This window comes from Streptococcus sp. OMI870 (assembly GCF_047460295.1).
GTDB lineage: Bacteria > Bacillota > Bacilli > Lactobacillales > Streptococcaceae > Streptococcus.
This window is the reverse complement of the sequence record NZ_JASHGM010000003.1, coordinates 168410-193928: the sequence shown is the minus strand read 5'-3', so window position 1 is coordinate 193928 and position 25519 is coordinate 168410. Positions and strand designations below refer to the sequence as shown.

The 25519-nt window shown below is 43.3% G+C and carries 21 protein-coding genes and 1 pseudogene; 3 read left to right on the top strand and 19 right to left on the bottom strand.

Annotated features, from left to right (window positions below):
• Nucleotides 1–11: 11 nt before the first annotated feature.
• The 10 genes from QM968_RS07035 to QM968_RS06990 all read right to left on the bottom strand — a co-directional run bounded on the left by QM968_RS07035 (nucleotide 12) and on the right by QM968_RS06990 (nucleotide 9665).
• Nucleotides 12–449, bottom strand: a complete 438-nt coding sequence (locus QM968_RS07035; protein WP_414383206.1) for a hypothetical protein — start codon at nucleotides 447–449, stop codon at nucleotides 12–14.
• 49 nt (nucleotides 450–498) lie between these two features.
• Complete coding sequence (locus tag QM968_RS07030) at nucleotides 499–969, bottom strand: hypothetical protein (protein WP_414383205.1); 471 nt, start codon at nucleotides 967–969, stop codon at nucleotides 499–501.
• Nucleotides 970–1364: 395 nt separating this feature from the next.
• The gene (locus tag QM968_RS07025; RefSeq protein ID WP_414383203.1) at nucleotides 1365–2435 is read right to left on the bottom strand and encodes an ABC transporter substrate-binding protein; all 1071 of its coding nucleotides are present in this window, start codon (nucleotides 2433–2435) and stop codon (nucleotides 1365–1367) included.
• Nucleotides 2432–3205 carry an ABC transporter permease gene (locus tag QM968_RS07020; RefSeq protein WP_414383201.1) on the bottom strand — a complete coding sequence of 258 codons (774 nt, stop codon included), beginning with the start codon at nucleotides 3203–3205 and terminating at the stop codon, nucleotides 2432–2434. The genes QM968_RS07025 and QM968_RS07020 overlap by 4 nt, the downstream gene beginning before the upstream one ends.
• On the bottom strand, nucleotides 3202–4008 hold the full coding sequence (locus QM968_RS07015; protein WP_009731237.1) for an ABC transporter permease: 807 nt from the start codon (nucleotides 4006–4008) through the stop codon (nucleotides 3202–3204). The genes QM968_RS07020 and QM968_RS07015 overlap by 4 nt, the downstream gene beginning before the upstream one ends.
• Nucleotides 3989–5146, bottom strand: a complete 1158-nt coding sequence (locus tag QM968_RS07010) for an ABC transporter ATP-binding protein (protein ID WP_414383199.1) — start codon at nucleotides 5144–5146, stop codon at nucleotides 3989–3991. The genes QM968_RS07015 and QM968_RS07010 overlap by 20 nt, the downstream gene beginning before the upstream one ends.
• Nucleotides 5147–5351: 205 nt before the next feature.
• Entirely contained in the window at nucleotides 5352–6248 is an 897-nt protein-coding gene (murB, locus tag QM968_RS07005; RefSeq protein ID WP_414383197.1) for a UDP-N-acetylmuramate dehydrogenase, read from the bottom strand.
• A 196-nt stretch (nucleotides 6249–6444) separates the two neighbouring features.
• Nucleotides 6445–7383, bottom strand: coding sequence for a hypothetical protein (locus QM968_RS07000; RefSeq protein WP_414383195.1), 939 nt, complete (start codon nucleotides 7381–7383; stop codon nucleotides 6445–6447).
• Between the two features lie 126 nt (nucleotides 7384–7509).
• Nucleotides 7510–8376, bottom strand: a complete 867-nt coding sequence (thrB, locus tag QM968_RS06995; protein WP_414325746.1) for a homoserine kinase — start codon at nucleotides 8374–8376, stop codon at nucleotides 7510–7512.
• A gap of 2 nt (nucleotides 8377–8378) precedes the next feature.
• On the bottom strand, nucleotides 8379–9665 hold the full coding sequence (locus QM968_RS06990; RefSeq protein WP_414383193.1) for a homoserine dehydrogenase: 1287 nt from the start codon (nucleotides 9663–9665) through the stop codon (nucleotides 8379–8381).
• 176 nt (nucleotides 9666–9841) lie between these two features.
• Here QM968_RS06990 and QM968_RS06985 point away from each other — a divergent pair, with 176 nt between their 5' ends.
• Nucleotides 9842–10720 carry a polysaccharide deacetylase family protein gene (locus QM968_RS06985; RefSeq protein ID WP_414383191.1) on the top strand — a complete coding sequence of 293 codons (879 nt, stop codon included), beginning with the start codon at nucleotides 9842–9844 and terminating at the stop codon, nucleotides 10718–10720.
• A gap of 43 nt (nucleotides 10721–10763) precedes the next feature.
• Here QM968_RS06985 and QM968_RS06980 read toward each other — a convergent pair.
• From QM968_RS06980 to QM968_RS06970, 3 genes and pseudogenes are all read right to left on the bottom strand, one after another.
• Nucleotides 10764–11120, bottom strand: a pseudogene (locus QM968_RS06980) (HD domain-containing protein); the annotation flags it as partial.
• On the bottom strand, nucleotides 11099–11926 hold the full coding sequence (locus tag QM968_RS06975) for a hypothetical protein (protein ID WP_414383189.1): 828 nt from the start codon (nucleotides 11924–11926) through the stop codon (nucleotides 11099–11101). The gene QM968_RS06975 and the pseudogene QM968_RS06980, both read right to left, overlap by 22 nt.
• 193 nt (nucleotides 11927–12119) lie before the next feature.
• Nucleotides 12120–12689 (bottom strand): TetR/AcrR family transcriptional regulator, encoded by a 570-nt coding sequence (locus QM968_RS06970; protein ID WP_013903748.1) that lies wholly within the window; start codon nucleotides 12687–12689, stop codon nucleotides 12120–12122.
• A gap of 129 nt (nucleotides 12690–12818) precedes the next feature.
• On the opposite strand from QM968_RS06970, the gene QM968_RS06965 reads away from it, so the two are divergent.
• Entirely contained in the window at nucleotides 12819–13661 is an 843-nt protein-coding gene (locus tag QM968_RS06965; RefSeq protein WP_414383187.1) for a DegV family protein, read from the top strand.
• Between the two features lie 194 nt (nucleotides 13662–13855).
• Here the strand turns inward: QM968_RS06965 and QM968_RS06960 are convergent, their stop codons facing one another.
• Genes QM968_RS06960 through QM968_RS06950 form a run of 3 tightly spaced genes read right to left on the bottom strand, consistent with a single transcriptional unit; the run spans nucleotide 13856 to nucleotide 17906 of the window.
• Nucleotides 13856–15502 carry a hypothetical protein gene (locus QM968_RS06960; protein ID WP_414383185.1) on the bottom strand — a complete coding sequence of 549 codons (1647 nt, stop codon included), beginning with the start codon at nucleotides 15500–15502 and terminating at the stop codon, nucleotides 13856–13858.
• Nucleotides 15492–16235, bottom strand: coding sequence for an ABC transporter ATP-binding protein (locus QM968_RS06955; RefSeq protein ID WP_009731248.1), 744 nt, complete (start codon nucleotides 16233–16235; stop codon nucleotides 15492–15494). Before QM968_RS06955 ends, QM968_RS06960 begins: the two co-directional genes overlap by 11 nt.
• A gap of 51 nt (nucleotides 16236–16286) precedes the next feature.
• Nucleotides 16287–17906 (bottom strand): M20/M25/M40 family metallo-hydrolase, encoded by a 1620-nt coding sequence (locus tag QM968_RS06950; RefSeq protein ID WP_414383286.1) that lies wholly within the window; start codon nucleotides 17904–17906, stop codon nucleotides 16287–16289.
• Nucleotides 17907–18118: 212 nt separating this feature from the next.
• On the opposite strand from QM968_RS06950, the gene QM968_RS06945 reads away from it, so the two are divergent.
• Nucleotides 18119–19600 carry an alpha-amylase gene (locus QM968_RS06945; protein WP_414383183.1) on the top strand — a complete coding sequence of 494 codons (1482 nt, stop codon included), beginning with the start codon at nucleotides 18119–18121 and terminating at the stop codon, nucleotides 19598–19600.
• 188 nt (nucleotides 19601–19788) lie between these two features.
• On the opposite strand, the gene trxA is transcribed toward QM968_RS06945, so the two are convergent.
• The 3 genes from trxA to QM968_RS06930 all read right to left on the bottom strand — a co-directional run bounded on the left by trxA (nucleotide 19789) and on the right by QM968_RS06930 (nucleotide 25328).
• Nucleotides 19789–20103, bottom strand: coding sequence for a thioredoxin (trxA, locus tag QM968_RS06940; protein ID WP_003002728.1), 315 nt, complete (start codon nucleotides 20101–20103; stop codon nucleotides 19789–19791).
• Nucleotides 20104–20201: 98 nt separating this feature from the next.
• Nucleotides 20202–23231, bottom strand: a complete 3030-nt coding sequence (locus tag QM968_RS06935) for a CocE/NonD family hydrolase (RefSeq protein ID WP_414383181.1) — start codon at nucleotides 23229–23231, stop codon at nucleotides 20202–20204.
• Between the two features lie 111 nt (nucleotides 23232–23342).
• Nucleotides 23343–25328, bottom strand: a complete 1986-nt coding sequence (locus tag QM968_RS06930; protein ID WP_414383179.1) for a peptide ABC transporter substrate-binding protein — start codon at nucleotides 25326–25328, stop codon at nucleotides 23343–23345.
• Nucleotides 25329–25519: the final 191 nt, after the last annotated feature.

Sequence of the window (25519 nt, the reverse complement as noted above, 5' to 3'; positions counted from 1 at the left end):
CCTTGTCCCAATTACTCAAATACTTCTCCTCCAACACCAAAACCATTGCTTAACATCATAGTTTTTAGATCAGGCATTTTATTAACAATCTCAATCGTGACATTCCAACCAGAATATTCAATATGATTAAAACCACCATATAACTCGATGATTTCGCCACCTCCTTGAGGAGTTCCGTTGCCTGCTTCGCCCCATCGAATATCACTCCAATTAACCTGAACAGATTCTATTTTAGAATTTTTTGACTTTACAAAATCGACGATTTCTTGCTCGTGATCTTTGAGATAAGCGATTTGTTTTTTATTTATCGCTTCTTTGTCCTCTCCGCTTGTCGAAGAGGTTGTAATTGGTGCTTGTTTCGTTTGCTCTTTTGAATTTATGGTACATCCTCCTATACTTGCAAGGAGAGCTAATGTAGTGATTAATTTAAACGCCGTTTGTTTTATCATGTGCTATCTTTCTCTAAAACAGTTCTTTTTCAAAATGTATTGTACTTACTTAGGAAATAGGTTTTCCGCCAATCGTAGGTTCATGGAGCATAAACATTTCTCGCATTTCAATTGACTGATCATTATTAATTGGAATATCTATTCCCCAACCAGAATCGTCAATATGATTAATGCCACCAAAAACATTTATATAATATTTGGGGGTTGTGAGACCACCATCACTCCATTGCGTCTGATCCCAATCGATCTGAACGGATTCAATTTTCGGACTTTGGGCTTTCACATAATCCACGATTTCTTTTTCATGCTCTTTGAGATAGGCTACTTGCTCTTTTTTTATTTCTTCTTCTGATTTCTGAACTACTTTCTTTGAAGAAGAGGCCGTTACCTTCTGTTCTGGTTTCTTCGTTATGTTCATGATCTTTCCTCCTAGAAGTAAAAGTCCTAGAATCGGTAACAGGATGATCAAAAATAGTTTCAGTCGTCTCTTCATCTCTTCTTCTCCAATCGTTCCTTTCATGACTAAATGGGCCAGTCACTTTCTTTACTATTATAGCATCTTTCATTTGAATCTCAATCCAACTCACTAGTTAGAGACTTTATGCAGCAATCATAAAAGAACCTGCGGTGTTCTGCTAGAATATAGATAATCCTTTTTTACAAATAACACCTAAGTGATGCTAAAAATTCAATTGTTGCATTTTTGTAGAGCATCTAAATATATAATGAAACTTTCCGCTGTGAGAAAAGTGCTAGAAACACCATTGTTTCTAGCACTCGGGAGTTTTGGAACCTTAGGTCCAAAACTAAGTCATGGAACTTCTTCGAAGTTCGCTGACGTCCGTACTCATTTAAGGAAAGTTTCTAAGAGGAGTTTATCTGCAATCAAAAAGGAACCCGGAGGTTCCTTTTGTGTTATTTTCGATACATCTTGACCTGGAGGTAAAGATCGTTATAGACTCCAAGCAATTTCTTGCCTAATTGTTGATAGACTTCCAAATGGTCCAGTGTTTCATCACTTGGATAGAAGGCCTGGTCATTTTGGATTTCTTTTGGCAACATGGCTTTGGCTTTTTTATTTGGCGTTGAGTAGCCAACATAAAGAGCATTTTTCAAAGCATTTTTAGGACGAAGCATGAAGTTAATAAAGGCATATGCTGCTTCTTTATTTTTAACGGTTTTTGGAATGACAATATTATCAAACCAAATGTTGCTGGCTTCCGTTGGGACGACATAGCGAAGATCCTCATTGGCATCCAACATTTGGCTGGCTTCCCCTGAGAAAGTAACCCCAATAGCTGCATTGTTTTGGATCATATAGCCTTTCATCTCATCGGCCACCAAAGCTTTGATATTTGGCGTCAAGGTGTAGAGTTTATCCACCGCCTCTTGCAATTTCTTTGGATCCTTTTCGTTGAGACTATAGCCCAAGGTATTGAGACCAATTCCCATGACCTCACGCGCCCCATCGTACATCATAATGTCATTTCTGTACTCTTCACGCCAGAGATCTGACCAGTGTTCCGGAGCTTCTTTGACCATCTTGGTATTGTAGATAATCCCCAAGGTTCCCCAGAAATAAGGAACGGAATATTGGTTGCCCGGATCAAACGATTGGTTCAACAGTTTTGGATCAATGTTTTCCATCCCTTTGATCTTAGATTGGTCCAACTTTTCAACCAGATGCTCATCCATCATCTTAGCAATCATGTATTCACTAGGAATCGCAATATCGTAGGTCGTGCCCCCCTGCTTGATCTTGGTGTACATGGCTTCGTTGGAATCAAAGGTATCGTATTGCACCTGAATCCCTGTCTCTTTGGTGAATTCCTGGAGCAATTCTGGATCGATATAATCTCCCCAGTTGTAGATGACCAGCTTGTCACTATTCTTGGTATTCATGCTCGCTTCGATCTGGTGGCTAATTCCCCAGAGGACCAGAATGACAAGGACAATCCCAGTTAGGAATGAATAAAGTTTTTTCATGCTGCTTCCTCCTTTTCACGGGTGATAAAGTAATAACCGATGACCAAGAGCACACTAAAGAGAAAGACAAGGGCGGACAAGGCATTGATACTGAGGGAAATCCCTTGACGCGCACGTGAGTAGATCTCTACTGACAAGGTTGTAAAACCATTTCCGGTTACAAAGAAGGTCACGGCAAAGTCATCAAGAGAATAGGTAAAGGCCATAAAGTAGCCGGCGATAATAGCTGGTGTCAGATACGGCAACATGATCTCTTTGAGCATTTGCACTTGGGTAGCTCCCAAGTCATAGGCTGCATTGACCATATCCCGGTTCATTTCCTTGAGACGTGGCAAAACCATCAAGACCACAATAGGAATCGAGAAAGCCACGTGGCTAGCCAGAACCGATAAGAAGCCTAGCTGGTACTTCACCGTCGTAAAGAGAATCAAGAAGCTAGCTCCGATCATGACGTCTGGCGCTACCATGAGAATATTGTTAATGGAGAGCAAAGGTCCTTCTAACTTTTTCTTGGATTGGTAAATATAGATAGCTCCAAAGGTTCCAATCACCGTCGCTATCAAAGCTGATAAGAAGGCCAAAAAGAAGGTCTCTGTCAAAATCAGCATCAAGCGACTATCTGCGAACAACTCTTTGAAATGATCCATGGTAAAGCCTGTAAAGGCATTCATATCTCCCCCTTTATTGAAAGCATAAAAGATTAAATAGAAAATAGGAAGATAGAGGATCAGAAAGACGAAACCTAGATAGAAATGAGATACTTTTTTCATCGTTCTCTCCTTTCTCTAGTTGCCCACATGGTAAAGAGCATGGCAAGGATCAGAACAACTCCGATGGTAGAACCCATTCCCCAGTTTTGTGTTGTCAGGAAGTGCTGTTCAATCGCAGTCCCTAAGGTAATGACGCGGTTTCCACCGATCATCCGTGTCAACATGAAGAGACTCAGACTAGGAATAAAGACAGACTGCACACCTGAACGGACTCCATTCATGGACAAGGGGAAGACCACACGACGGAAGGTATCCCAACGATTGGCACCCAAATCATAGCTGGCATTGATCAAGTTTGGATCTAAGTCATCTAAGACGTTAAAGATCGGCAAGATCATAAAAGGCAACTCGATGTAGCTAGCTACAAAGATAAAGGAGAAATCGGTAAAGAGGATCTGCTGGGGAGCGACACCGAGAAAGCTTAAAAAGCTATTGATGGAGCCGTTTTGGCCAAAGATTCCGATAAAGGCATATGCCTTGAGCAAGAGATTGACCCAGGTCGGCAAGACGATCAACATCAACCACAACTGCCGGTGTTTGAGCAGCGTCAAAAAGTAAGCAGTCGGGTAGGAGATCAAGAGCGTCACCAAGGTGACAATTCCGGCATAAAGGACCGAATTAAAGCTCATTTTTAAATAAGTCAGATTTTGCGAAGTAAAGAACTCTTTGTAGTTTTCAAGTGAAAACTGCCCTTCAACGTTGAAAAAGGATTGAAAGATGATCATGACTACAGGAGCCAAGACAAAGAGAAAAATCCACAAGAAATAGGGGAGGATAAATAGATTAGAGGTTGTTTTCTTCATCTCTTTCCTCCTCAATGGCATTAATCAAACCAGCTTCTTGCTCTTCCACTTCAACGTACTCTTCGATCCGCGCATCGAATTCTTCTTCGGTTTCATTGAGACGCATAACGTGGATATCTTCTGGTTCAAAGTCTAGCCCAATGATTTCTCCCACGATAGCCTTACGAGTGGAGTGAATCATCCACTCATTTCCCAAATCATCATAGGCGATGATCTCGTAATGCACACCACGGAAGAGCTGGGTGTCCACCTTCACTTGGAGCTTGCCTTCTTCAGGAAGAGTGATTTGCAAGTCTTCAGGACGAATGACGACTTCGACTGGTTCGTTTGGACGCATTCCCCCATCGACGGCTTCAAAACGTTTGCCATTGAATTCAACCAAGTAGTCCTCGATCATGCGACCTGAAAGGATGTTGGACTCCCCGATAAAGGTGGCTACAAAGTGGTTGATCGGTTCATCATAGATATCAACTGGTGTCCCAGATTGGACGATCTCCCCTTCATTCATGACAAAAATCCAGTCACTCATGGCAAGGGCTTCTTCTTGGTCGTGGGTAACAAAGACAAAGGTAATGCCCAAGCGTTGTTGCAATTCTCGCAACTCATACTGCATGTCTGTTCGAAGTTTCAAGTCAAGTGCAGACAAGGGCTCATCTAAAAGGACCACACGCGGTTCATTGATAATAGCCCGTGCAATAGCTACCCGCTGGCGTTGCCCACCAGAAAGTTTCTGGATGGAACGTTTCTCAAAGCCTCCCAATTGCACCATCTTGAGGACTTCTGTTACTCGTCTCTCGATTTCAGCCTTGTCTACCTTCTTCAAACGAAGGGGAAAAGCCACATTTTCAAAGACCGTCATATGAGGAAACAGAGCATAGGACTGAAAGACTGTGTGGACATCCCGCTTGTTGGTTGGGACATCATTGATCCGCTCCCCATCAAGGTAGACATCTCCAGAGCTAGCATCCAAAAGACCGGCAATGATATTCAGGATGGTCGATTTCCCTGATCCAGATGCACCGAGCAGGGTATAGAACTTCCCTTCTTCCAATTCAAAATTGATATCCTTTAGGACAACGGTTCCGCTATCTTCAAAGACCTTTGAAACATTTTTAAACTCAATAATTGGTTTTTTCAATTCACATAAATTCCTTCTTTACTGCGATTACCAAACTGCTTTTCAAACGAAAACGCAGCGGCTGACAGGAAAACCTGTCAGGCCACCAATACCTCTCGGGGACTTACTAGACTGCCCCACCTATTTACGGTATCGATAGGCACTCACCCCCTCTCCAACAGATGCTATCGATGGTTCACTATAAATTGTGTTTAAAAGCAAGCTCTTAGGCTTGGCCAATAATGCGAACTTCTGGTTCTAAACGGACACCCGAATGAGACTCTACTGCTTCAATGACATAAGCGATCAAATCTTCATAGTCCTTAGCTGTTCCATTGTCCACATTGACCATAAAGCCAGCATGCTTTTCAGAGACTTCAACACCACCGATTCGATAGCCTTTTAGTCCTGCTTCACTAATCAACTGACCAGCGAAATGGCCCACTGGACGCTTAAAGACAGATCCACACGAAGGGTATTCAAGGGGTTGTTTCAACTGACGAAGATGGGTCAAACGCTCCATTTCCTGTTTGATTTGCTCGTGATTACCTGGAGACAAAGCAAATTTGGCAGAGATGACGACAGCCCCTGTCTCTTGAATCTTTGAGTGACGATAGCCAAAAGCCAACTCTTTCGCCGACAAGGTTTCAATTTCCCCTTCCTTGGTCAAGACCTTACAAGATACCAGAACATGAGCAATCTCTCCCCCATAAGCTCCAGCATTCATAAAGACAGCCCCACCGACACTTCCTGGAATGCCACTAGCAAACTCAAAACCTTTCAAACTATGATACAAGGCTACATGAGTCGTTTCGATGAGTTTTGCACCTGCTTCTGCTTCGATCACATAGCCATCCACACTAATGTCCCGCAAGCGATCAAACATAATAACAAAACCAGGAATTCCCCCATCTCGAACAATAATATTCGAAGAATTCCCCAGGACCATCCATGGAATATCCTCTTGGTTTGCAAAGCGTACAATGCGTTTTAATTCGTATTGATTACGAGGAAAGGCCAGAAATTCAGCATTCCCACCAACCTTGGTATAGGTATAATGTTTTAATGGTTCTTGAAAACGGATATCAATCCCTTCAAGAATTTGGTTTATTTTTTCGATCATCTTTCAGTATATTCTCTCTCTATAAAATACAAACTATTATACCAAATTTTTGACTTTTTTTCGACCCCCAATAAAGAAAGAGGCTGGTAAATTCACCAGCCTCTTCAAGCCAATTTTAAAAGTGTTGGACGCACTCACTACTAGGAAATAGCAAAAGCTGGACACGGCCTGCCCAGCTTTTTTCTTTTCTAATAAATTAGGCAATTTTACGTGCGATGGCACGATTCTTTTTCCCTTCCAGAGCTGATTGAACTGAAATCCAAGCACCACCAAGAGTGAAGACAGCTAACTTCCCTAGCTCCAAGAAGTAGTTTTCTGGAAAATTCCCCTTAAATGTCTCTTCGTTGAAGAGACTCCAAGATACATCGAATGGCAAGGCATACTCATCCATGAGAAACAAAATATAATCTAATTGGTTAACCAATAAGACTGTCAAGACCATCAAAATCGCTGAGACCACCACACCTTTTTTAGTCAATTTTTTACCAAGAATCTCATAACCCTTGATGGTACAAAAACCGAGGGCTGCACCTGCCAAAACAGATACATAGCCGAGACGCGCTACTAAGAGGGCAACTGCTCCACCGATGATCACACCGATTACGGCCCCAACTATCCCCAAAAGGAAGTTTTCTTTCCGATCGTCGTATGCTTGAACCGTATCTTGAACCTCTGCATGGTAGTCCTGGAAGGTAGCATCATCGATTAAATAGATGGTATCACCGATTTGATACAGACCAATTGGTTCTTCCTCACCCGTTGCCGCATTGACTTGCACGAATTGGTGGTTGAGCAAGAAATCGACAATATCTTGGATGGCTGTCCACAAGGTTTCGACAGCCTTCCCTTTGGTCATCCCACCTTTGACGACGACAGTTGTTAGATAATCATTGAAGGAAATCGCATGAATGGCTTTTGATTGTGTTTTTAAGTCATCCCAGATGTCTTTTCCCTCTTCGATCAAATCTCCCTCTGATCCTTGCTTAGCACTGAATGAAATGTTAAAAACATTTTTGGTTTCCGTTCCTTCAATGACTAATAAAAATCCCTCGCGCTCTCCATACATGACACGCGCTTCACTATCAAACTGCAGACCAAGATCTGTAGCAATATTATGTAAATATTCTGGTTTCATTTTTCCCCCTACATGATTGGGAAAGCTTGAGCATTTCCCCATACAGTTCCTTATTCTACCATAGGATCAAGAAAAAGGACATATACAAATGTATACATCCTTTTTTCAATTGTGTTACATTCAGTCTTATTTCTCGACACAAACGCCAAATGTGTCGATTTTAAGCTGGAAAATCTGACCATCTAGCCCAAGTGCTGCGAGAGCTGCTACAAAGGATGCGGTATGCTCCGGTGCCAAAAGGTTCATGATCGTTGGACCTGCACCAGAAAGGTAAGTGGCATAAGCATCGTGTTGATGCGCAACTTCTTTGACCTGAGGGAATTCTTTAACCAAGGATTGACGGTAGCGCTCGTGGAATTGATCCAACTCGATGGAGCGACCAGCCGTTACCAAGTCGCCTTTGAGGAGGGCTGCGATAGCCACATTGGCTACACTACTGGCTGCAACAGCTTCCTTATAAGACCATTCTATCGGCAAAACATTGCGGCTATCACTGGTCTTCAATTGGTAGCTGGGAACAAAGGCTACCAGATCACAAGTTGGGAAGTCAGCTGTCACATATTGGACATCTTCACCGATGTAACTGGCAATGACCAAGTTCCCAAAAATAGCTGGGGCTACATTGTCCGGATGACCTTCAATCTTGGTCGCGATACGTAATTTTTCATCATCTGATAGCTGGAGGTCGGCTAATTGATTGGCTAACTCAATCCCAGCTACAATGACAGAGCTAGAAGAACCAAGACCACGCGCCAAAGGCACTTCACTGGTCATCTTGATCCGATGGGGCTGCATATCAGTTGAGATAGAAAGGGCTGTCGAGAGCAAGAGGTTCTTCTCGTCTGTCGGAATTCCTGCTCCTAGATCATGCTCAATCAACCAAGCATCTGCTGGTTCAAGGACTTCAATGGTCAAATACTTAGAAACAGCGATACCAACAGAATCAAATCCGGGCCCTACATTGGCACTGGTTGCTGGAACAATAATCTTCATGCTTATTCTCCCAAGACCTTAAAGGTATTCAAGAGTTCGAAATTCGGCTCTGAATCCAGTTTTTCAACCAAGTTCTTGAATTGGGTCTGATTAACTTGGTGGGTAATGATGACCACACTTGCATAGTGACCATCAGAGTCTTCTTGGAGGATTTGCTTGAAGGAAGCTCCTTCTGCATTAAAGATCTCCGCGAGACGCAAGATTTGACCAGTCGCATCTGGTGCCTTGATTGAGAAGTAATAATTGTTCTTCACATCTTCAGGCTTAGCCAATTGAAGAGGGCGGCTGTATTCATTGAAGGCTTTACCGATCGTTCCTTCTTTTAGACGACGGACAATGCGAACGATATCGGCAACGACACTTGTCGCAGTTGGTTTTTGGCCAGCACCAGGTCCATAGTACATAGACTCACCAATCCCGATGGATTCCACATAGACCGCATTCATGACGTCATTCACACCAGCAAGTGGGTGTTGTTTTGGAAGGAAGGTTGGTGTCACCTCTGCTGCAATACCTGATTGCGTTTCAACGATCGAGCCGACCAGTTTGATCACATAACCAAGGCTTTGAGCAACAGAGACATCTTGAGGAGTGATCTGGCTGATCCCTTTGTGACCTACTTGGTCAAATTGGATGTTCATCCCAAAGGCAAATTGACTCAAAATCACCATCTTGTAGGCTGCATCGATCCCTTCGACGTCATTGGTTGGGTCACTTTCAGCGTAACCAAGGCGTTGCGCTTCTGCTAAAGCATCTTCATAAGTCCAGCCTTCTTCCACCATTTTGGTCATCATGAAGTTAGATGTTCCATTGACCACACCGAGTACTTTGGTCACCTTGTCAGAAGCCAAGGAATTCACCAAGGTTCGAAGGATTGGGATCCCACCTGCTACTGCAGCTTCATAATAAAGAGCTACTTGATGTTTTTGAGCAACCTCTAGCAATTCGCTTCCATGAACAGCTAGAAGGTCTTTGTTCGCAGAGACCACATGCTTACCAGCTTCAAGAGCACGGGTGATAAAGGTCTTCGCTGGCTCAATCCGGCCCATCAATTCGACCACGATGGCAATCTCTTTGTCTTCAATAATCTCATCGACATTGGTCACAAAGTTGTAGTCATGGCCAGCCGCTTGCAAGCTTTGCTTTTCCGCATCATCGCGAACCAAGACCTTGGCAATCTCAATGTCATCCTGAGCAGCTTGGCTAATCTTTTCATGGTTTTCTTTTAATAAAAATGGTACGCCACTGGCAACAGTACCAAATCCTAGTAAGGCAATCTTAACAGACATCCTATGGGTCTCCTTGAATTTTCTATAATAGGTCCATTATAACAAAAACTTGCGTTTTTTACAGCCAATTGCCTTAAAAAGTCTGAATCTTCATGACAATAGCAAGCTGTAGCAAGTTCTGGAAAAGAACATAGAATTTGTGGTACAATAAAGAAAATAATGAAAGCGGTGACACCATGAGTAAACGAAGACTACCTAAAAAAATCAAAATCCTACTTGGGATCAATGCCCTTCTTCTGGTTTCTATCTTTATTTGTAGCTTTCTTCTGATCAAACGGATCACTCAACCCAGTGATGGAAATACAAGTAACACTGCCATGACGCGCTCGCTAGATGAAGACAGCTCCTCTATCGAGTGGACCCGAGTGAAAAAGCCGGTCAAACTGCCCATCCTCATGTACCACTCTGTACACAATATGGCTGAGTCCGAAGCTGCCAATGCCAATCTAATTGTCGATCCAGAAACCTTTGAGAGCCAACTAAAGGCCCTGAAAAAAGCGGGTTACTACACATTGACACCTGAGGAGGCTTATCGGATCCTCGCAAAGAACGAAGTGCCAAAAGGTAAGAAATATGTCTGGCTGACCTTTGATGATGGCGTCGAGGATTTCTATACCATCGTCTATCCGCTTCTTAAGAAATACAAGATGACGGCCACCAACAATATCATCACAGACTTTACCCAACAGGAAAAAGAAAATGTCCTGACCTTTGACCAAATCAAAGAGATGAAACATGCTGGCTTAACATTTGAAAGCCATACAGTCAATCATCCAGACCTAGCCAATTCCAGTCTCGAGACTCAAAAGAATGAGCTCGTTGCTTCTAAACGCCTGCTGGACAGGGTGCTGGATCAAAATACCAGCGTTATCGTCTACCCATCTGGTCGCTACAGCCAGGTCACGATCGACCAAGCCAAGAAAGCTGACTACAAACTGGGCCTCACCACTAAAAATGGACTCGCCAGCTCCGCTGATGGCCTCTATTCCCTCAAACGAGTTCGGATCCTTCCAACCACTACAGGAGAGGATCTCCTAGCCATGATCCAAGAATAAAGAAAGACCCCTGTCTGAGATCATTTCAGACAGGTTTTTTTTGTTAGAGTTCCGTCTCTAGTTCATTTAGAAAGGTGATTAAAAATTGATGGCGACTTTCTGCCATTTGTTTAGCAGTCTCCGTGTTCATTTCATCTTTTAGAAGGAGCAACTTGTCGTGGAAATGTTGGACGGTATCAGTAAGGGACCTCCCTTTGTAGCCACCATAGGAAAAAGTTCGCGCAATTCCTACAGCTCCTATCGCATCTAGGCGGTCTGCATCCTGGACAATCTTGCCTTCTATGGTTTCTGGATGTTTACCGCGGTTTTTGCTGAAAGAAACAGCATTGATTACCCGACAAATCTGGTCGATTTGGTTTTTAGGAGTAGCAATCTCTTCTAGAAACTTACGAGCATTCGCAATAGCTTCAAAGTGACTTCTTCTTGTCTTTCATCAAGTAAAACACTCTTTTCTCCTGAGTTTTCACTATCTAGATAGGCCTGAGCCATTCGGACCAGATACAATCCCTCATCTTCTTTCGCAATGGTACGAAATAGCTCCATTGCCTTGTTTCTATTCCCTTTGAGGTATTCATTGACTGCCCTTAGGTACATAGATTCCAATTGTGAGAACTTGTTGTACGTCACTTCCTGTAAGACGGCATCATTGGGCTCTTTTTTGACCAGTATATCGTAGCGGGCTCTATATGCCATCTTGAGTGGTTCAACATCTGCTAAATAGTCAGAGAGCAATTCCTCAAACTCATCTTCCTTCAAATCAGGTCTAGAAAATAAGTTTGCATTCAATAGAATTTCGTTTAATTTTACTTGTTCAGCATCTGTAAACTTTTGATTCTTTTTGAGTTCGTCTACAACTGCTTCAATGGATCCAAAGTCACCAATCCTATAGAAATAGAAAATAGTGGCAACCTGTACACGCGCTTTAATAGTTTTGATACTTTTTCTTTTTTGGTTCAGAATATAGCTTGCCATCAAGTCAAGATTGATATCCTCGTAGATAAGACTATTCAACTTCTTAATTAAAAGAGTATCTTTAATGATAACTAGAACCAGCTCAAATGGTAAGTAAATCAAAAAACAAATGAGAGCAATTTTTTTACTTTGAGTCACTTGCACGACATATAAAAACGGTAAGGCTAGAATGACCAATAGGACTATCACTGGAATATTGTATCGTTTTCTTAGTTCTTTATAATTTTTTACCATAAATCTCCTTAGTTAGTAGCTTGTTGTGATTTGGCATTTATTTACTCTGTCTTAAAATAAATCACTTAAAAGTCCAACTTAATGGTTTAATTCTACAAGTTAACTCCTAACATGATACCGAAATTTTGCGTCTTATTCAACTTCCTCACTAGTTGGTGGTAGTTGCACCAAAAAAACCACCTCTCGGTGGTGATTACTTCTTCTTTTGTGGAAAGAGGGGCAGGCCAAGGGTCGCGATCTTCTCAGCGGGAATCTTCATGCCATCCTTGATCCACTTGGAGATGACTGAGACGATGGCAGAGCTCCAGAAAGAATTGAGGTAGCTGCCAGCGCCATTTGAGGAACTGCCATTTCGTTTTTCTAGAAAATCATAGACTGCCTTGGTCAAGAGGCGCTCAAAATTATAATCAATGGCTAGGCTAATGATTTTGGCTTCTTTCTTGACTTCCTTAAAGAGGTAGACCCAGACCTGGTAGAGGTCTGTCTTAAGGTTGTAGCCATCTAAAGACTTGGTAATCTTTGCGATACTAGATTGAAAGATGGACTCTAGAATCTCTTCTTTGGAGTCATAATTACGGTAAAAGGCCGCGCGAGAGACCCCAGCACGCTGAACCAACTCAGAGATGGTGATCTTTTTCAGATCTTTTTTCTCCAACAATTGCAAAAGAGAGATTTCGATGGATTCTCGTGTAATCGCATTGTTTTCTTGGTTAAATCGTTTGAGATTTTCCAAGGATTTCTCAGATATTTTTCTTTCTGCCATAACATTTACTTTCTATCTGTCTCACCTGATGATATCTGCTTGGATAGCATGGTACTTCATGATATAATTGTAAAAGAAGACATACTACTTGTCAATGTACATTTTTATATAACTATGAGGTAATTACTAATGAAATGGAAAATTATTGCGGATTCAGGCTGCGACTACCGCTCTTTGGACAATCTGGCACCAGATACAGAGTTTATCAGTGTTCCATTGACCATCCAAGTGGGCGAGACCATCTATACAGATGACGCCCACCTCATTATCGATCAGATGATGGAAGAGATGTATGCGACTGCGACTGCATCTAAGTCTGCCTGCCCAAGTCCGGATGACTATATGAAGTCTTTTGAAGGGGCGGATAATATCTTCGTTGTTACCATCACAGGTACCCTTTCTGGTAGTTACAATAGTGCTGAGGTGGCCAAGAAAATTTATCTGGAAGAGCATCCGAATACCAATATTCACGTCATTAATAGCTTGTCAGCTGGGGGCGAGGTGGACCTAATCGTTCGAAAACTCAACCAGTTGGTAGCTGAAGGTCTCGATTTTGATCAAGTGGTCGAAGTCATCACCAAATACCAAGAAAAAACCAAGTTGCTCTTTGTTTTGGCCAAGGTTGATAATCTAGTCAAAAATGGGCGTCTCAGCAAATTGATTGGAACGGTTGTCGGGCTCCTCAATATCCGTATGGTTGGGGAAGCTAGTAAGACGGGTACCCTCGAGTTGCTTCAAAAAGCACGGGGCCAAAAGAAAGCGATCAAGGCTGCTTTTGATGAATTAATCAAGGCAGGCTATAATGGCGGGCATATTACCATCGCCCACCGCAACAATGAAAAATTTATCGAGCAATTCTCTGAATTGGTTCGTGAAAAATTTGCCCGTGCAAACATCGAAGTTCTTCCTACTTCCGGACTTTGTAGTTTCTATGCCGAAGAAGGCGGGCTCCTCATGGGGTATGAGATTTAAGTTACCACTAAAAAGAGGCTAGGACAAAAGTCCTAGCCTCTCAATTGTTTTTGGATTGTCGAGCAAGACGCAGTGGTTAAGTGGACTCTACTACGCTGATTTCATCAGATTTTACAGCCCTACTCAACTGTACGGAGGTGGGACGACGAAATCAAATTCTAACGAATGACCGATTTCTGTCCCACTCTCTCTTTTTATTCTCCGATCTCTTGGTAGAGAGTGCGGATTTTTTTGCGGTAGATGGTATAACTGATGCCTGCTCCGATTAGCAGGATAACACTATAAAGGATCACAGCCAGCAGGGTGTTGACGGAATGATAGGTCCAAATGAAGCTGCCAATGATTAAGAGAAACATCACAAAGAGAAAGACAATCAAGAGAATAGACTGAAGAGCTGCATTCCCACGATGACGAGTCATCAACTCTGTTATATTGGTCCAATTGGTGCTAAAATTTTGAAAATCTTTGACATAGTCTCGAATGCAAATCGGAATAGTCGTTACGACCCAGATCAGCAACATGGCAAAGATAGCCAAGGGATGCACGCCAAAATAGAGACAAACACCAACCAGAAGAAGGACAGGAAGGATGGATTGCACCAGATAGAGCATCCAAAACTTCAGGAAGAGATAGCGCTTGAAATCAATAGGGAGCGATCTCAAGTACTCAAAGTTTTCACGCTCCAGCGAAATACCGATACCGGTCAAGCCTCCAAAACTATTGAAAACACCGATCAAGAAGGCAACGAGAGCCAGTGGCACCAGATATTGGGTTGTCAAGTAAGGACTGAGGCCTCCTATATTTTTCGATGCTCCTACTGCTCCACTGAGTAAGAAAATATAAGGCAGAATGCTCATCATCAAGAGGACTTGCACTATAAGGGTTCCATCAAGCAAGAGTCTGCGATGATACTGAATGACAAATCGTCTAAAAGAGTCTTTCTGACCCACATGGATCGCTCTCACTCGCTCTTTGACGGTTTGGTTGGTCGCAACTGCAAGGGCCGCATCATAGAATTGCGGGATGACAATTTTGCGAACCAGGCCGATCAAGACCAACAGCACCGCTATCCAGCCCAAGACGCCAAGGATCGCTCCTCCCTCAAAAGGATGGAGGATAAACTGATGAAAGGCTGTAAAAGGTGGAAATAGAATGGGAATATCCGCTCCACCCGACACCTCTACCCGGTGAGTTTGGACTAGATTTAGATAAAGATAAGCGCCTAGACTGAGGAGGGAGCCGATTCCGACCATGAGATTAGAGACCAAGGTCGTGTGTTTTTTGAAAAAGAGGGTCTTGGTGATCAGATGGGAGAGGATGATCGTCGCTAAAAAGAGAACGGCTAAGAGAATCAAAGCACAAAAGAGACCTAGTAGGATCCCTAACGGATTAAAGCCACCTGCCTGTACAGGGAGGATCAGAAAATAGCTGATCAAGGGAAGGATAGCCATGAGAAGAGTCAGGATGACTGAGATGCTCTTTCCTGCTATGACTTCTGCATCTGAGAAAGCATAGGGCCGGTAAAACTGCAGGTCCTTGCTTTCATAAAAGACATTGTAAAAGCTCATAAAACCTTGGGAAATGGTCATCAAGGAAAAAAGGGCCACCATGTTGACAAAGAAGGCTGGTTGATGGACAAAATCATAGATACTAAAGAGCAAACCAAACAAGACGAAATAGAAAAACCCTAAAGAGAGATAGTTCAATACCGATCTTCGGGCAACATTGAGTTTGACGTCCGGTTTTTTGGCCTGTTTGGCACGTAATTTTGCGATCTGAGCTGGCTGGCTGGCATAGATGATATTGACATTGACCAACTGTTGGATGATCTTAAGACGCATGATCGCCACCTTCTTCCTTCCGCCCCGCTAGACTGAGATAGATACTTTCCAGACTTTGTTCGGGGTGTTGGCCCTTCAATTCCTCGATCGTCCCATAGAAAATGAGATTGCCTTTTTTGAGAATGGCGATCTTATCACAGAGTTGTTCAGCTACTTCTAAGACGTGGGTAGAGAAAATAACCGTCTTTCCGCGATCCGCATGCTGCCGCATCATTTGTTTTAAATCATAGGAAGCCTGTGGGTCCAACCCGGTCATCGGTTCGTCCAAGACCCAGATATCTGGATCTGATAAGAGGGCTGCAATGACGAAGACCTTCTGGCGCATCCCATGTGAAAAGGATTCAATCACTTCATAGCGGTGGCTCTGAAAATCAAAGATCCTGAGAAGCTCTTCCAAGCGTTGATCACAGTCTTTCTGACTCATATCATAAGAGGTCGCAACCAGTTCCCAGAATTCATTAGCTGTGAGACGCAAGAATAGATCCGGTGAATCTGCCACATAACCGATCTTCTTTTTGACCGCAAGCCGATGGCTATAGAGGTCCTGACCATCTACCTCGATGGTCCCAGTGGTTGGGGTAATGACACTGACCAAACTCTTGATGGTTGTCGACTTGCCGGCTCCATTATGTCCAATCAGGCCGACAATTTGCCCATCTTCGATGGTCAGATCCAAGTGGTTGAGGGCAATGTGCCCATCGTAATCTTTTGTAACTCCGTGAAATGTAATCATGCTAACTCCTTGTGCGATCCTCATTGGGATCGTGTTTGTTTTCTATTGTCATTAGAGATCATCGAAATGATAGAGCAAATCTAGCAGGTAGTTTGGAATGGTTGCTAAGAAATCTTCTTGGTAAACCCGCTCCCCTCGCTTGTGCAATTCCTTGCCCCAGGGGCCTAGATTGACTGCTGGCACCTGAATTTGGGCAATTTTATCCAGATCCAGATCATAAATTTGAGCCGGAGTGGCCAGACTATCTAGGACGACTTGGTAAGAGGCCACATCCTTTTCCAAGGCGCAATAACTGGTGTCGTTAATCCCCATAAAGTATTCCTCGACTTTTAAGGTATAACCCTTTTGGTCCAGATACTGGCGGTAATCCTCGATCAAGGACTCGATTTTGAGTTCTGTATTGTCCAAAAAGCGACAATTCATAGAAGGATAATATGGGGGCGCAAAACCGATGACCACCATGGGATCCTTATCTCCGAGAAACTCTAGCAGTCGCTGGATTTGCTGAATCGCAAGGCTCTGGTAGCTAGTACCTGCACGAAAATCTTGTTCCGCTTTTTTGTTGGAAGCTTCCTTAAAGACTTGGTAGTCCTCGATGGCTTGGCATCGTTCCTCTAACTCTTGATAGGTGATAACTCTTGGCCTTGCAATCATATGGTCTTGGCCAGCCTGATCCTGCAAGTGTTCATACTTCTTGTAAAAGGCGTCCAAGGCCTCCTGACTAAGTTCATAAATCCGCTGCAGGAGTTCTTGCGGTGTTTTCTTCAAATGCAACACACTGAAATATCCAGCCGCATAAAGCACGGTCGATACATCGTACTGCTCCTTCAAATCTCTGAGATAGGACCAAGAAGGGAGGGGAGACGTTTCTCCCAGCGCCTGATCTGCCAGATCGGGATGAAGATCTAGCTGGCTTGCGATGGCTACTAGGAGGGACAAGGCATTGATTCCTTTAAGGGGTTCCTTCATATGGGACAAGACGCCTTGTGCCACAACGACTGGCATGAGTTTGCCGACCGTACCAATGTGAAGGACCTTTTCTTTTTCTAGATCCGATTCAAAGGGCTCCGAATCTACTGCTAATACATAATCCAGATCAAACTTTTCTTGCAAATCTGTCAGGAGCCCCAAAGCTCCCCGCATCCCACGTGAATAGGATTCCTCGTCTCCAACAGAGAGATAGAGCAGATTGACCTGACCTCCAATAGGATCCGCCGCATAGGCTTCTAGAACCCCTAATTGAAGGGCCAAGGCTGCTTTCATATCGCAAGATCCTCTGCCAAATTTCCATTGACCAGAAGCTAAATCAGCCTGGATATCTGGTCGCATATCTAGTATTTTCAATGTTGCTGCTACTTTATCAGAATCGAGCGCGATCTCCGACAAATGTCCATAGTCTTCAAGATCGACTGTATCATGATGGTGAAAAAGGATGAGAGTTTTTTTCTTACCTTTATCGACCAAGGCCCAATTGACCGACCGATGCAAGTGATCCTGTGGTACCTGATAGCGCCCAAAGTGGTCCGGATGTTCCTTAAAATAGGGGATTTGGGCAATCCGTTGATCCAGTAAGGCTTCGATTCCTTGCTCTGTCTCCGTGTTGGTGAAGCTTGGAATGGCCAAGGCTTCGGTAAAAATCGTTTCGATACTCTCTCTATTGGTTCCTTTCACTTTCAAAACCACCCTTCTTTGCTACTATATATAAATAGAATAATGGATATCCCTACTATCAGACTTCTATGTCTCTGTGGCCAACAGGCAACCATGACTCTATCTCCCGACCTCACTTCTTTCCTGTATGCGATTTCTTTTCTAGAAAGGGCTTGCTTCCAGTGCAAACGTTTGTCGCATCCAACTATTTTTGGTAAAATAGGACCATTCACATGAAAGAAGAAATAACAATGGAAAATCAAACCTTAATGCAATATTTTGAGTGGTACCTGCCAGCTGATGGAAACCACTGGATGCGTCTTGCTGAAGATGCGCAACACTTAGCAGACTTGGGTATTCGTAAAGTCTGGATGCCACCTGCCTTTAAAGCTACTTCTAACAATGACGTTGGTTACGGTGTCTATGACCTCTTTGATTTGGGAGAGTTCGACCAAAAAGGGACGATTCGTACCAAATATGGCTTCAAAGAAGATTATCTGCAAGCCATTCAAGCCCTCAAAGCTGTGGGTATTCAACCAATGGCTGATGTCGTTCTTAACCACAAAGCTGCAGCAGATGGTCTAGAGGAGTTCGAGGTCGTTGAAGTCGATCCCATGGATCGAAACAAGATCCTCACTGAGCCCTTCACCATTCAAGGATGGACTAAATTTACCTTTGATGGCCGAAATGGAGCCTATAATGACTTCCACTGGCATTGGTACCACTTCACCGGTACTGACTACGATGCTTCTCGTAATAAGAATGGGATCTACCAAATCCAAGGAGACAACAAAGGTTGGGCTCATGGGGATCTGGTGGACAAAGAGAATGGAAACTACGATTACCTCATGTACGCCGATATCGATTTCAAACACCCTGAGGTTGTAGAAAATCTCGATCAGTGGGCTGAATGGTTTATCGAAACGACTGGTGTAGAAGGTTTCCGTCTGGATGCCGTCAAACACATCGACTCCTTCTTTATGAAGAATTTCATCCACAATATCACTAAAAAATTTGGAGAAGATTTCTACGTCTTTGGCGAGTTTTGGAATGGAGATAAAGAGACCAACGATGAGTATTTGGAAAGTATTGATTACTTGTATGACCTGGTCGACGTAGCTCTCCACCAAAACCTCTTCAGAGCTAGCCAAGAGGGTGAAAATTTCGACCTGCGAACCATTTTTGATGGAACACTGGCGCTCAATCATCCTGAACAGGCTGTAACCTTTGTGGACAACCATGATACCCAGAGAGGGCAAGCCTTGGAATCTACCATTGAAGAATGGTTTAAGCCTGCAGCCTATGCCTTGATTTTACTTCGTGAAGCTGGTTTGCCTTGTGTCTTCTATGGAGACTACTACGGTATCCAAGGCAAATTTGCACAAGAAAGTTTCCAAGAGGTTCTCGATCGTCTCTTATGGGTCCGTAAAGATCTGGCCTACGGGGAACAAACGGACTACTTCGATGATCCAAATTGCATCGGTTGGACACGCTCAGGAAGAGAAGATTCAGCACCAATCGCCTGCTTGATTTCGAATAACCAAGCTGCTACAAAAGTCATGGAGATTGGCTCATCCTATGCAGGTCTCACCTACTATGATGTCCTAGAAAATTGTAGCGAAACTGTCCAAGTTCAAGAAGACGGTACTGCTGAATTCCCAGTGGCAGAACGCTCCATCAGCGTCTGGGTAGCCCAAGATACAGATGGCCAATAACCTTTATATGTAATTTTCTCCTAGGACCTATAGCTTCCTAGGAGATTTTTTCCTGTAAAAATTTTATAGGAAATACAGTTTCATTTTAGCACTATGAGAAAACGCTGTCAATGGGTATCGCGTCTATTTGAAAGAAATAAAGAGCATCAAAAAAACTCGTTTTCCAGTTTGGAAAACGAGTCTTCTTTTTAGCTCAATTCTGCAATGATTTCTTTTAATTGGGCTTTGGTATGAACTCCAGCCACTTGTTTGACAACTTGTCCATCTTTTTTAAAGAGAAGAGTTGGGATCGACATGATACCGAATTGACGCGCTGTGTTTGGATTTTCATCGACATCCATCTTACAGATTTTCAAATCATCTTCATGTACTTCTTCTGCCAACTGATCCAAGATCGGTGCTTGCATGCGACATGGGCCACACCAAGTTGCCCAAAAGTCAATCAAGACAAGTCCTTGGCTAGTTTCTTGTTCAAAAGTTGCATCTGTGATTACGTGTGCCATATTTCCTCCTTTTTCAGTAGCCATCTACTGATCTAACATTTCTACTTTTATTTTACACTAAAAGAGGCCATTTTAGAAATATTTGCTACGGTTACTCCTTAGGCCTCTTCTTTCTTCTTGCGCCAAAAGATGAGGCTAGAAGCTGTCAGGGTAAACAGACCTAAGAGACCCAGAGCATGTTCTTTGTTCCCTGTTTGTGGAAGCGTATGGTTTAGATGTTCTCCTCCTGCTGTAGAGTTGGTAGCAGGAAAATCTTCTACCAATCCTGATGAAACAAATTGAGGGCCATAGGATACTGCTACTGTATGATGAGGTTGCTCTTGTGTAGCTGATCCTGTCTTCATCTCCTCTACCTTGTCAGGAATAGTTGGGCTTGGTTGGACAAGATGTTCTGGGGTTGGAAGGATATATTCCTCCTTGTCGTGTACTTCTGGTGCTACTAGAGCAGCTCCTTCTATTTCTGGCAAGTTTGCATAGTCTGTATCGCCTGCACTTGGCACATAGACTGCCTTTTGGGCGCGGGTCTTTTCGACAATTGGAATCGCAGCCTGGATAGAATCTGTCTTAAAGGTTACTTCATATGGATGCTCCACCGTTAAATCAGATGGGTCATAGGTGTTAAAGACTAGGGCTAACTTGTGACCTTTCTTAACCGTATAGAGATTTGGTTGGAGATAGACCGTATAATCATGGTATTCCCCAACTTTTGGCTCGATACTAGCTCGTGAACTTGCTGAATCGTAGCCAGACTCAGGGTTGGCAAGGTTGATCCACCCTTTAGCAATCACCTTGTACTTGGTCTTGATAGTTTCGTATTCGGCTACAGATAAGTTGCTTAAATTGCTTCCCATCCAGAAAGCGTCTGCTGTTTTATCTTGCTTGACGCTACCATTTCCCACAACGTCAAAGTCCTCATCTGCCACGTCTACCAAGAGGGCGTTGATTTGGAAATTCTTTCCTTGACCCTTGGCTAGAGCTGCCTTGAAATGAGCGGGAATATGGCCCTTAATCGTAGTGTCCTCAGTAACATCAGAAACAAAGGTCAGATTAGCCTTAGAGGAGGCTTTGCTGACAGTTTCATTACGGTTAGCGATCTCAACACCCGCAGCCGCATAGTCACTTGAAATGGTTTCTTCCAAGCGTTTCGACTGAGCATTCAAGAAGAGACGTTGACTGCTCTTCCAGTTATCATAGCTGGTCCACTTACTTGGATCATAGTTGTTTTGAGCTAGAACTGCTGGCAAACTTTCGATGTGATTGTCCACACCATAGAGGTAATGGGTCAGCCAGGTATTGAGTAGGTCATAGAAATCTTGGCCCTTGGCGGTGATCCCATAGCCACGAGACATCGCTGCTGGATAGACGTGATCCCCTTGGTGGAGATAGAGCTTGACATCTTGGCCTGCTTTCTTGAGGGCATCGTACATAAGTTCAAAATGCTTGGTCTTGACATTGTCATCATTCAAGCCATGGACGATCAGGGCGCTGGTCTTGAGATTTTCTGGATGAAGGGTATAATCCCGCTCCTTCCAGACATCACTGTAGTTGCGATCATGAGCGTACTGGTCCTTATTCAATTGGTTGATGTAGTTGGAATAGTTTTGCCAAATCCCTGCCCAATCGTCTTGGTCCAGCATCCGCGTGCTAACGTAGAGGGAGAGCCATGAAAGGTCACTATAAGGTGCATTGCCAAATTGGGTCCCTTGGCTATTGAAATAATCATACCAAGAAGCAATCCCTGCTGCTGGAACGATGGTCTTTAGGCCTTCTACGCCAGTCGCTGCCACACCAAAGGTTGTGGTGCCAGCCCAGGATAGACCGGTCATTGCGACATTGCCACTTGCCCAGTCTGCCTTGATTTCGATATTGCTTGTCTTATCGGTGTAGGCTTTGCGTTTGCCATTGACCCATTCGATGATATTCTTGAAGGCATTGATTTCGAGGTCAGACCCTGTCGTGTTAAATCCTTCTGATCCCTTGGTCCCAAGTCCAGCACTCGAGATAAAGGCATAGCCTCTGACCAAGAAATAGTCGTACCAGTTGAGATCTTCGTAGTCATAGATATACTCGTAGGGACTGTAGTAGTACCAATCCGATGCTTTGGCTTTTTTCGCTGCTTCTACTGTTGTTTCACTGGCGACTGCTTGGCGTTTAGCTGGTTGCTCCCGCAACTTCTTCATGTCGTAGGATCCATCTGTCGGCAAGCCCAGACTTTCAAGAGTCACATAGTTTTCATCCAAGGTTCCCGCTACGTAAGGACGCGCTTCCAGAATGGTTGCTGCCTTAAAATCCCCTTGAGCGACTGCTTTTGGTAATTGAACAATGGCTTTGACTAAGTCAGGCTTGCCATCTGCATCGGTATCGTAGTCCGTTTCGACATAAACTGGGAAGCGTACAATTTGGCTGTCTTCATATTTGTAGTCTTGGTCTTCTTTTTCTCCCGTCGTATAAGGGAAAATCGGCTGGGCACGACCATTTAAAAAGAGCGGGCTTTTCTTTTCAGCACGATAGGCATCGTAGAGTTTCTTAGCTGTTTCGTACATCTTGGCCAATTCTGGCTGACTAACCTTACGAGTCAGATCTTCTGATTTTTCAATCAAGCCTAAACTCTTGGCAAAGCGTTCGCGATCTGCTTGGCTTTGGCCCAATTGGCTAGGATCTGTTGCTGCCCATTGAAGCAAGCCATTAACAGCATCTTGCACTGTCAACTCTTTAGAGGTCTGATCCGCTGCAAGGGTCGAACCTGTGACTTTTGCCAAATCCTGACTTGTTGCCAGTGCTTCTGAAGTAGGAGTGGATTGAGGTGCAGCTTCCCTGTTTGTTGCTGCTGGACTTGCTACTGGGACGGTTGGACCACTTTGTCTTGAAAGTTCCACTGATGAAGGAGCAACTTGATTTACAACTGCTGCCCGAACCAACGAGGCCTCACTTGAGCTTATCCCTTCTTCACTAGAGCTAGTGCTTGTGTCGCTTGCTGTCGGTGACCCCTCTGCGACTGGAGCATGGAGCACTTCTGTCGCAGGGACCAAATCTCCCGTCTGCTCCTCTGCAGCAGCCACTTGATGCAAGACCATCGGCGCGATCAGTAAGCTTGATGCGACAATAGAAACCATTGTTTTCTTTTTCATGTCAGTCTCCTTACATTTTGTAATCAATATAGCTATTATACTATGTAAGCGCTTTTATATCAATTTCTTTCCAAGAAAAAATCGAGGCAAATTTGCCTCGATAAAAGATGCTTATTTCACATGATCTTTTAATTCTTCTTGTGCTTTTTTGTTTGACTCTGCTTGCTCTTTCTTCCATTTTTCAAGAGCTTTGTTGTAGTCAGCAGTTGTTACAGCCTTGTCTTGAAGCTTCATGCCTTTATAGACAACATTGTCTTTCCCTTTACCACCGGTCCAGCCGAATGGTGCTGAGAATGGTTCTACACGAGTCAAGAATGGACGACCAGTCTTAGATGTTGTAGGAATTACCAAGGCACTATCTGTCAACCAAGCTTGAGCTGCTGCATATTTCTCAAAACGTTTGTTAAGATCCTTTGTTTCAGCTCCTGCTTCCGTTATCATCTTCTCAAAGTCGTACAAGCCAACTTTCTTAGCTGCCTCATTGTTTTCGCTTGGATCAAATCCAAGGAAAGTCTTAGTATTTTCACCAGATGAAGCTTTCAAGATATCCATGTAAGTTGATGGGTCTTGGTAGTCAGGGCTCCATCCAACGTTATCTGAGATATCCCAGTCTTCGTCTTCTGCTTTAGCAGCAAAGAGGGTCACGTTCAAGAGATCTTCTTTAGATACCATATGGATGTCGACAACGACGTTGTCTTTTCCAAGTGAGCTTTCAACTGATTGTTTGAAGGATTGAGCACGTTGAACCTTCGATGGAGTCGTTTGGTCAACTGGCATATCCAAGTGAATTGGGAATTTCACACCATCTGCTTCAAGTGCAGATTTCGCTTTCGCAAACTCTTCTTTGGCTTGTTTTGCGTTGTAAAGACCATTTTGACCATCATCAAGATTTGCATCTTTCCACTCGTCTCCATAAGTCACCAACTCAGTTTTAACCATTTCACCAAAGGTCTTGCCATCTGCTTGAACGAATGTAGGTGGGATGTAGAGGTTACGGATCAGTTTGCTTGCTCCATCTTTACCATTTGCTTGGGCAGCATAAGATTCACGGTCAAAGGCAAAGCTGATCGCTTGACGGAAGTCCTTGTTCAAAAGAGCTTTCTTAGTAGATGATTTTTCTTCATCTGTTGTTTTTTTAGTGTACTTGTATGACTGACGGTCGATATTAACCCCGATCACGAAGGTGCTGGCATCTTGTGGAGTGTAGATGATTTCATCTTTAAACTTCTTAGCTTGGTCTGTAAATCCAGGTCCAGTTGGGAACAATTTAGCAAGGCTAAGAGCGTTGTCCTCAAATGAATTGGCCATTTTACTTTGGTCTTGACCATCATAATACTCTAGCTTAACATCTGTGACGTGAACATTGTCTTTATCCCAGTAGTTTTCATTCTTGCTCATCTCGATAGATGATTTAGAAGTGAAGCTCTTCAAGATGTAAGGACCATTGTAAAGAAGAGAGCTAGTGTCACTTGCTTGGGCGAATTTATCCCCTTTTGATTTCACGAATTTCTCGTTGACTGGGAAGGTAATTCCAAGAGTCAATTTAGAATTCCAGAAAGGCTCTGCCTGGTTCAAAGTAACTTGAAGGGTATGATCATCAACTGCTTTAATTCCTACAGCAGAGAAATCTTTATTTTTTCCGCTGACGTAGTCATTCAAGCCTTTGATAGAATCTTGGATAATGTAGAGCATTTCTGATTTGTTATCAGCCGCATATTTGATTCCGGTTACGAAATCTTTAGCTGTTACATCTGCGTACTCTTCTCCTTCTGAATCATACCATTTGGCATCATCACGAAGTTTATAGGTATAAGTCAAACCATCTTGAGAAACTGTCCAATCTTTAGCAAGCGAAGGAATCAAATTTCCGTACTTGTCATTTTCAAACAAACCATCAATCAAGTTCCCTGTGATTTCATGGGTTGCTGCTTTACCAGATGTGATATAGTTCAAGTTTTCAGGCTCCGTCTCATAGACATATGAGAATTTTTGGCCGTTGCTTGAACTAGATGATTTAGAACCACCAGAACAAGCCGCTAGGATACCTGCTGAAAGGAGAGCAACTCCCGCAAGTGCGATGACATTTCTTTTTTTCATGTAAAACTCCTTAAGAAATTTTAAGTTTATTTTAAGATTATACCACAAAGAATTTCAGAAGGAAAGAAATTGTCAGAAAATTATTTTTTTTTCGAAAAAGAGAGTGGGACAGAAATCAGTAATTCGTTAGAATTCGATTTCGTCGTCCCACCTCCGCACAGTTGAGTAGGGCTGTAAAAGCTGATGAAATC

Bases quoted from the DNA above. Each gene is read 5' to 3' on its own strand.
- QM968_RS07035 (WP_414383206.1), bottom strand. From the start codon at position 449: ATGATAAAACAAACGGCGTTTAAATTAATCACTACATTAGCTCTCCTT.
- QM968_RS06945 (WP_414383183.1), top strand. From the start codon at position 18,119: ATGAAAGAAGAAATAACAATGGAAAATCAAACCTTAATGCAATATTTT.
- QM968_RS07000 (WP_414383195.1), bottom strand. From the start codon at position 7,383: ATGAAACCAGAATATTTACATAATATTGCTACAGATCTTGGTCTGCAG.
- QM968_RS06985 (WP_414383191.1), top strand. From the start codon at position 9,842: ATGAGTAAACGAAGACTACCTAAAAAAATCAAAATCCTACTTGGGATC.
- murB (WP_414383197.1), bottom strand. From the start codon at position 6,248: ATGATCGAAAAAATAAACCAAATTCTTGAAGGGATTGATATCCGTTTT.
- QM968_RS07030 (WP_414383205.1), bottom strand. From the start codon at position 969: ATGAAAGGAACGATTGGAGAAGAAGAGATGAAGAGACGACTGAAACTA.
- thrB (WP_414325746.1), bottom strand. From the start codon at position 8,376: ATGAAGATTATTGTTCCAGCAACCAGTGCCAATGTAGGGCCCGGATTT.
- QM968_RS06930 (WP_414383179.1), bottom strand. From the start codon at position 25,328: ATGAAAAAAAGAAATGTCATCGCACTTGCGGGAGTTGCTCTCCTTTCA.
- QM968_RS07015 (WP_009731237.1), bottom strand. From the start codon at position 4,008: ATGAAGAAAACAACCTCTAATCTATTTATCCTCCCCTATTTCTTGTGG.
- QM968_RS06975 (WP_414383189.1), bottom strand. From the start codon at position 11,926: ATGGTAAAAAATTATAAAGAACTAAGAAAACGATACAATATTCCAGTG.
- QM968_RS06960 (WP_414383185.1), bottom strand. From the start codon at position 15,502: ATGCGTCTTAAGATCATCCAACAGTTGGTCAATGTCAATATCATCTAT.
- QM968_RS07020 (WP_414383201.1), bottom strand. From the start codon at position 3,205: ATGAAAAAAGTATCTCATTTCTATCTAGGTTTCGTCTTTCTGATCCTC.
- QM968_RS07025 (WP_414383203.1), bottom strand. From the start codon at position 2,435: ATGAAAAAACTTTATTCATTCCTAACTGGGATTGTCCTTGTCATTCTG.
- QM968_RS06955 (WP_009731248.1), bottom strand. From the start codon at position 16,235: ATGATTACATTTCACGGAGTTACAAAAGATTACGATGGGCACATTGCC.
- trxA (WP_003002728.1), bottom strand. From the start codon at position 20,103: ATGGCACACGTAATCACAGATGCAACTTTTGAACAAGAAACTAGCCAA.
- QM968_RS06965 (WP_414383187.1), top strand. From the start codon at position 12,819: ATGAAATGGAAAATTATTGCGGATTCAGGCTGCGACTACCGCTCTTTG.
- QM968_RS06990 (WP_414383193.1), bottom strand. From the start codon at position 9,665: ATGTCTGTTAAGATTGCCTTACTAGGATTTGGTACTGTTGCCAGTGGC.
- QM968_RS06935 (WP_414383181.1), bottom strand. From the start codon at position 23,231: ATGAAAAAGAAAACAATGGTTTCTATTGTCGCATCAAGCTTACTGATC.
- QM968_RS06970 (WP_013903748.1), bottom strand. From the start codon at position 12,689: ATGGCAGAAAGAAAAATATCTGAGAAATCCTTGGAAAATCTCAAACGA.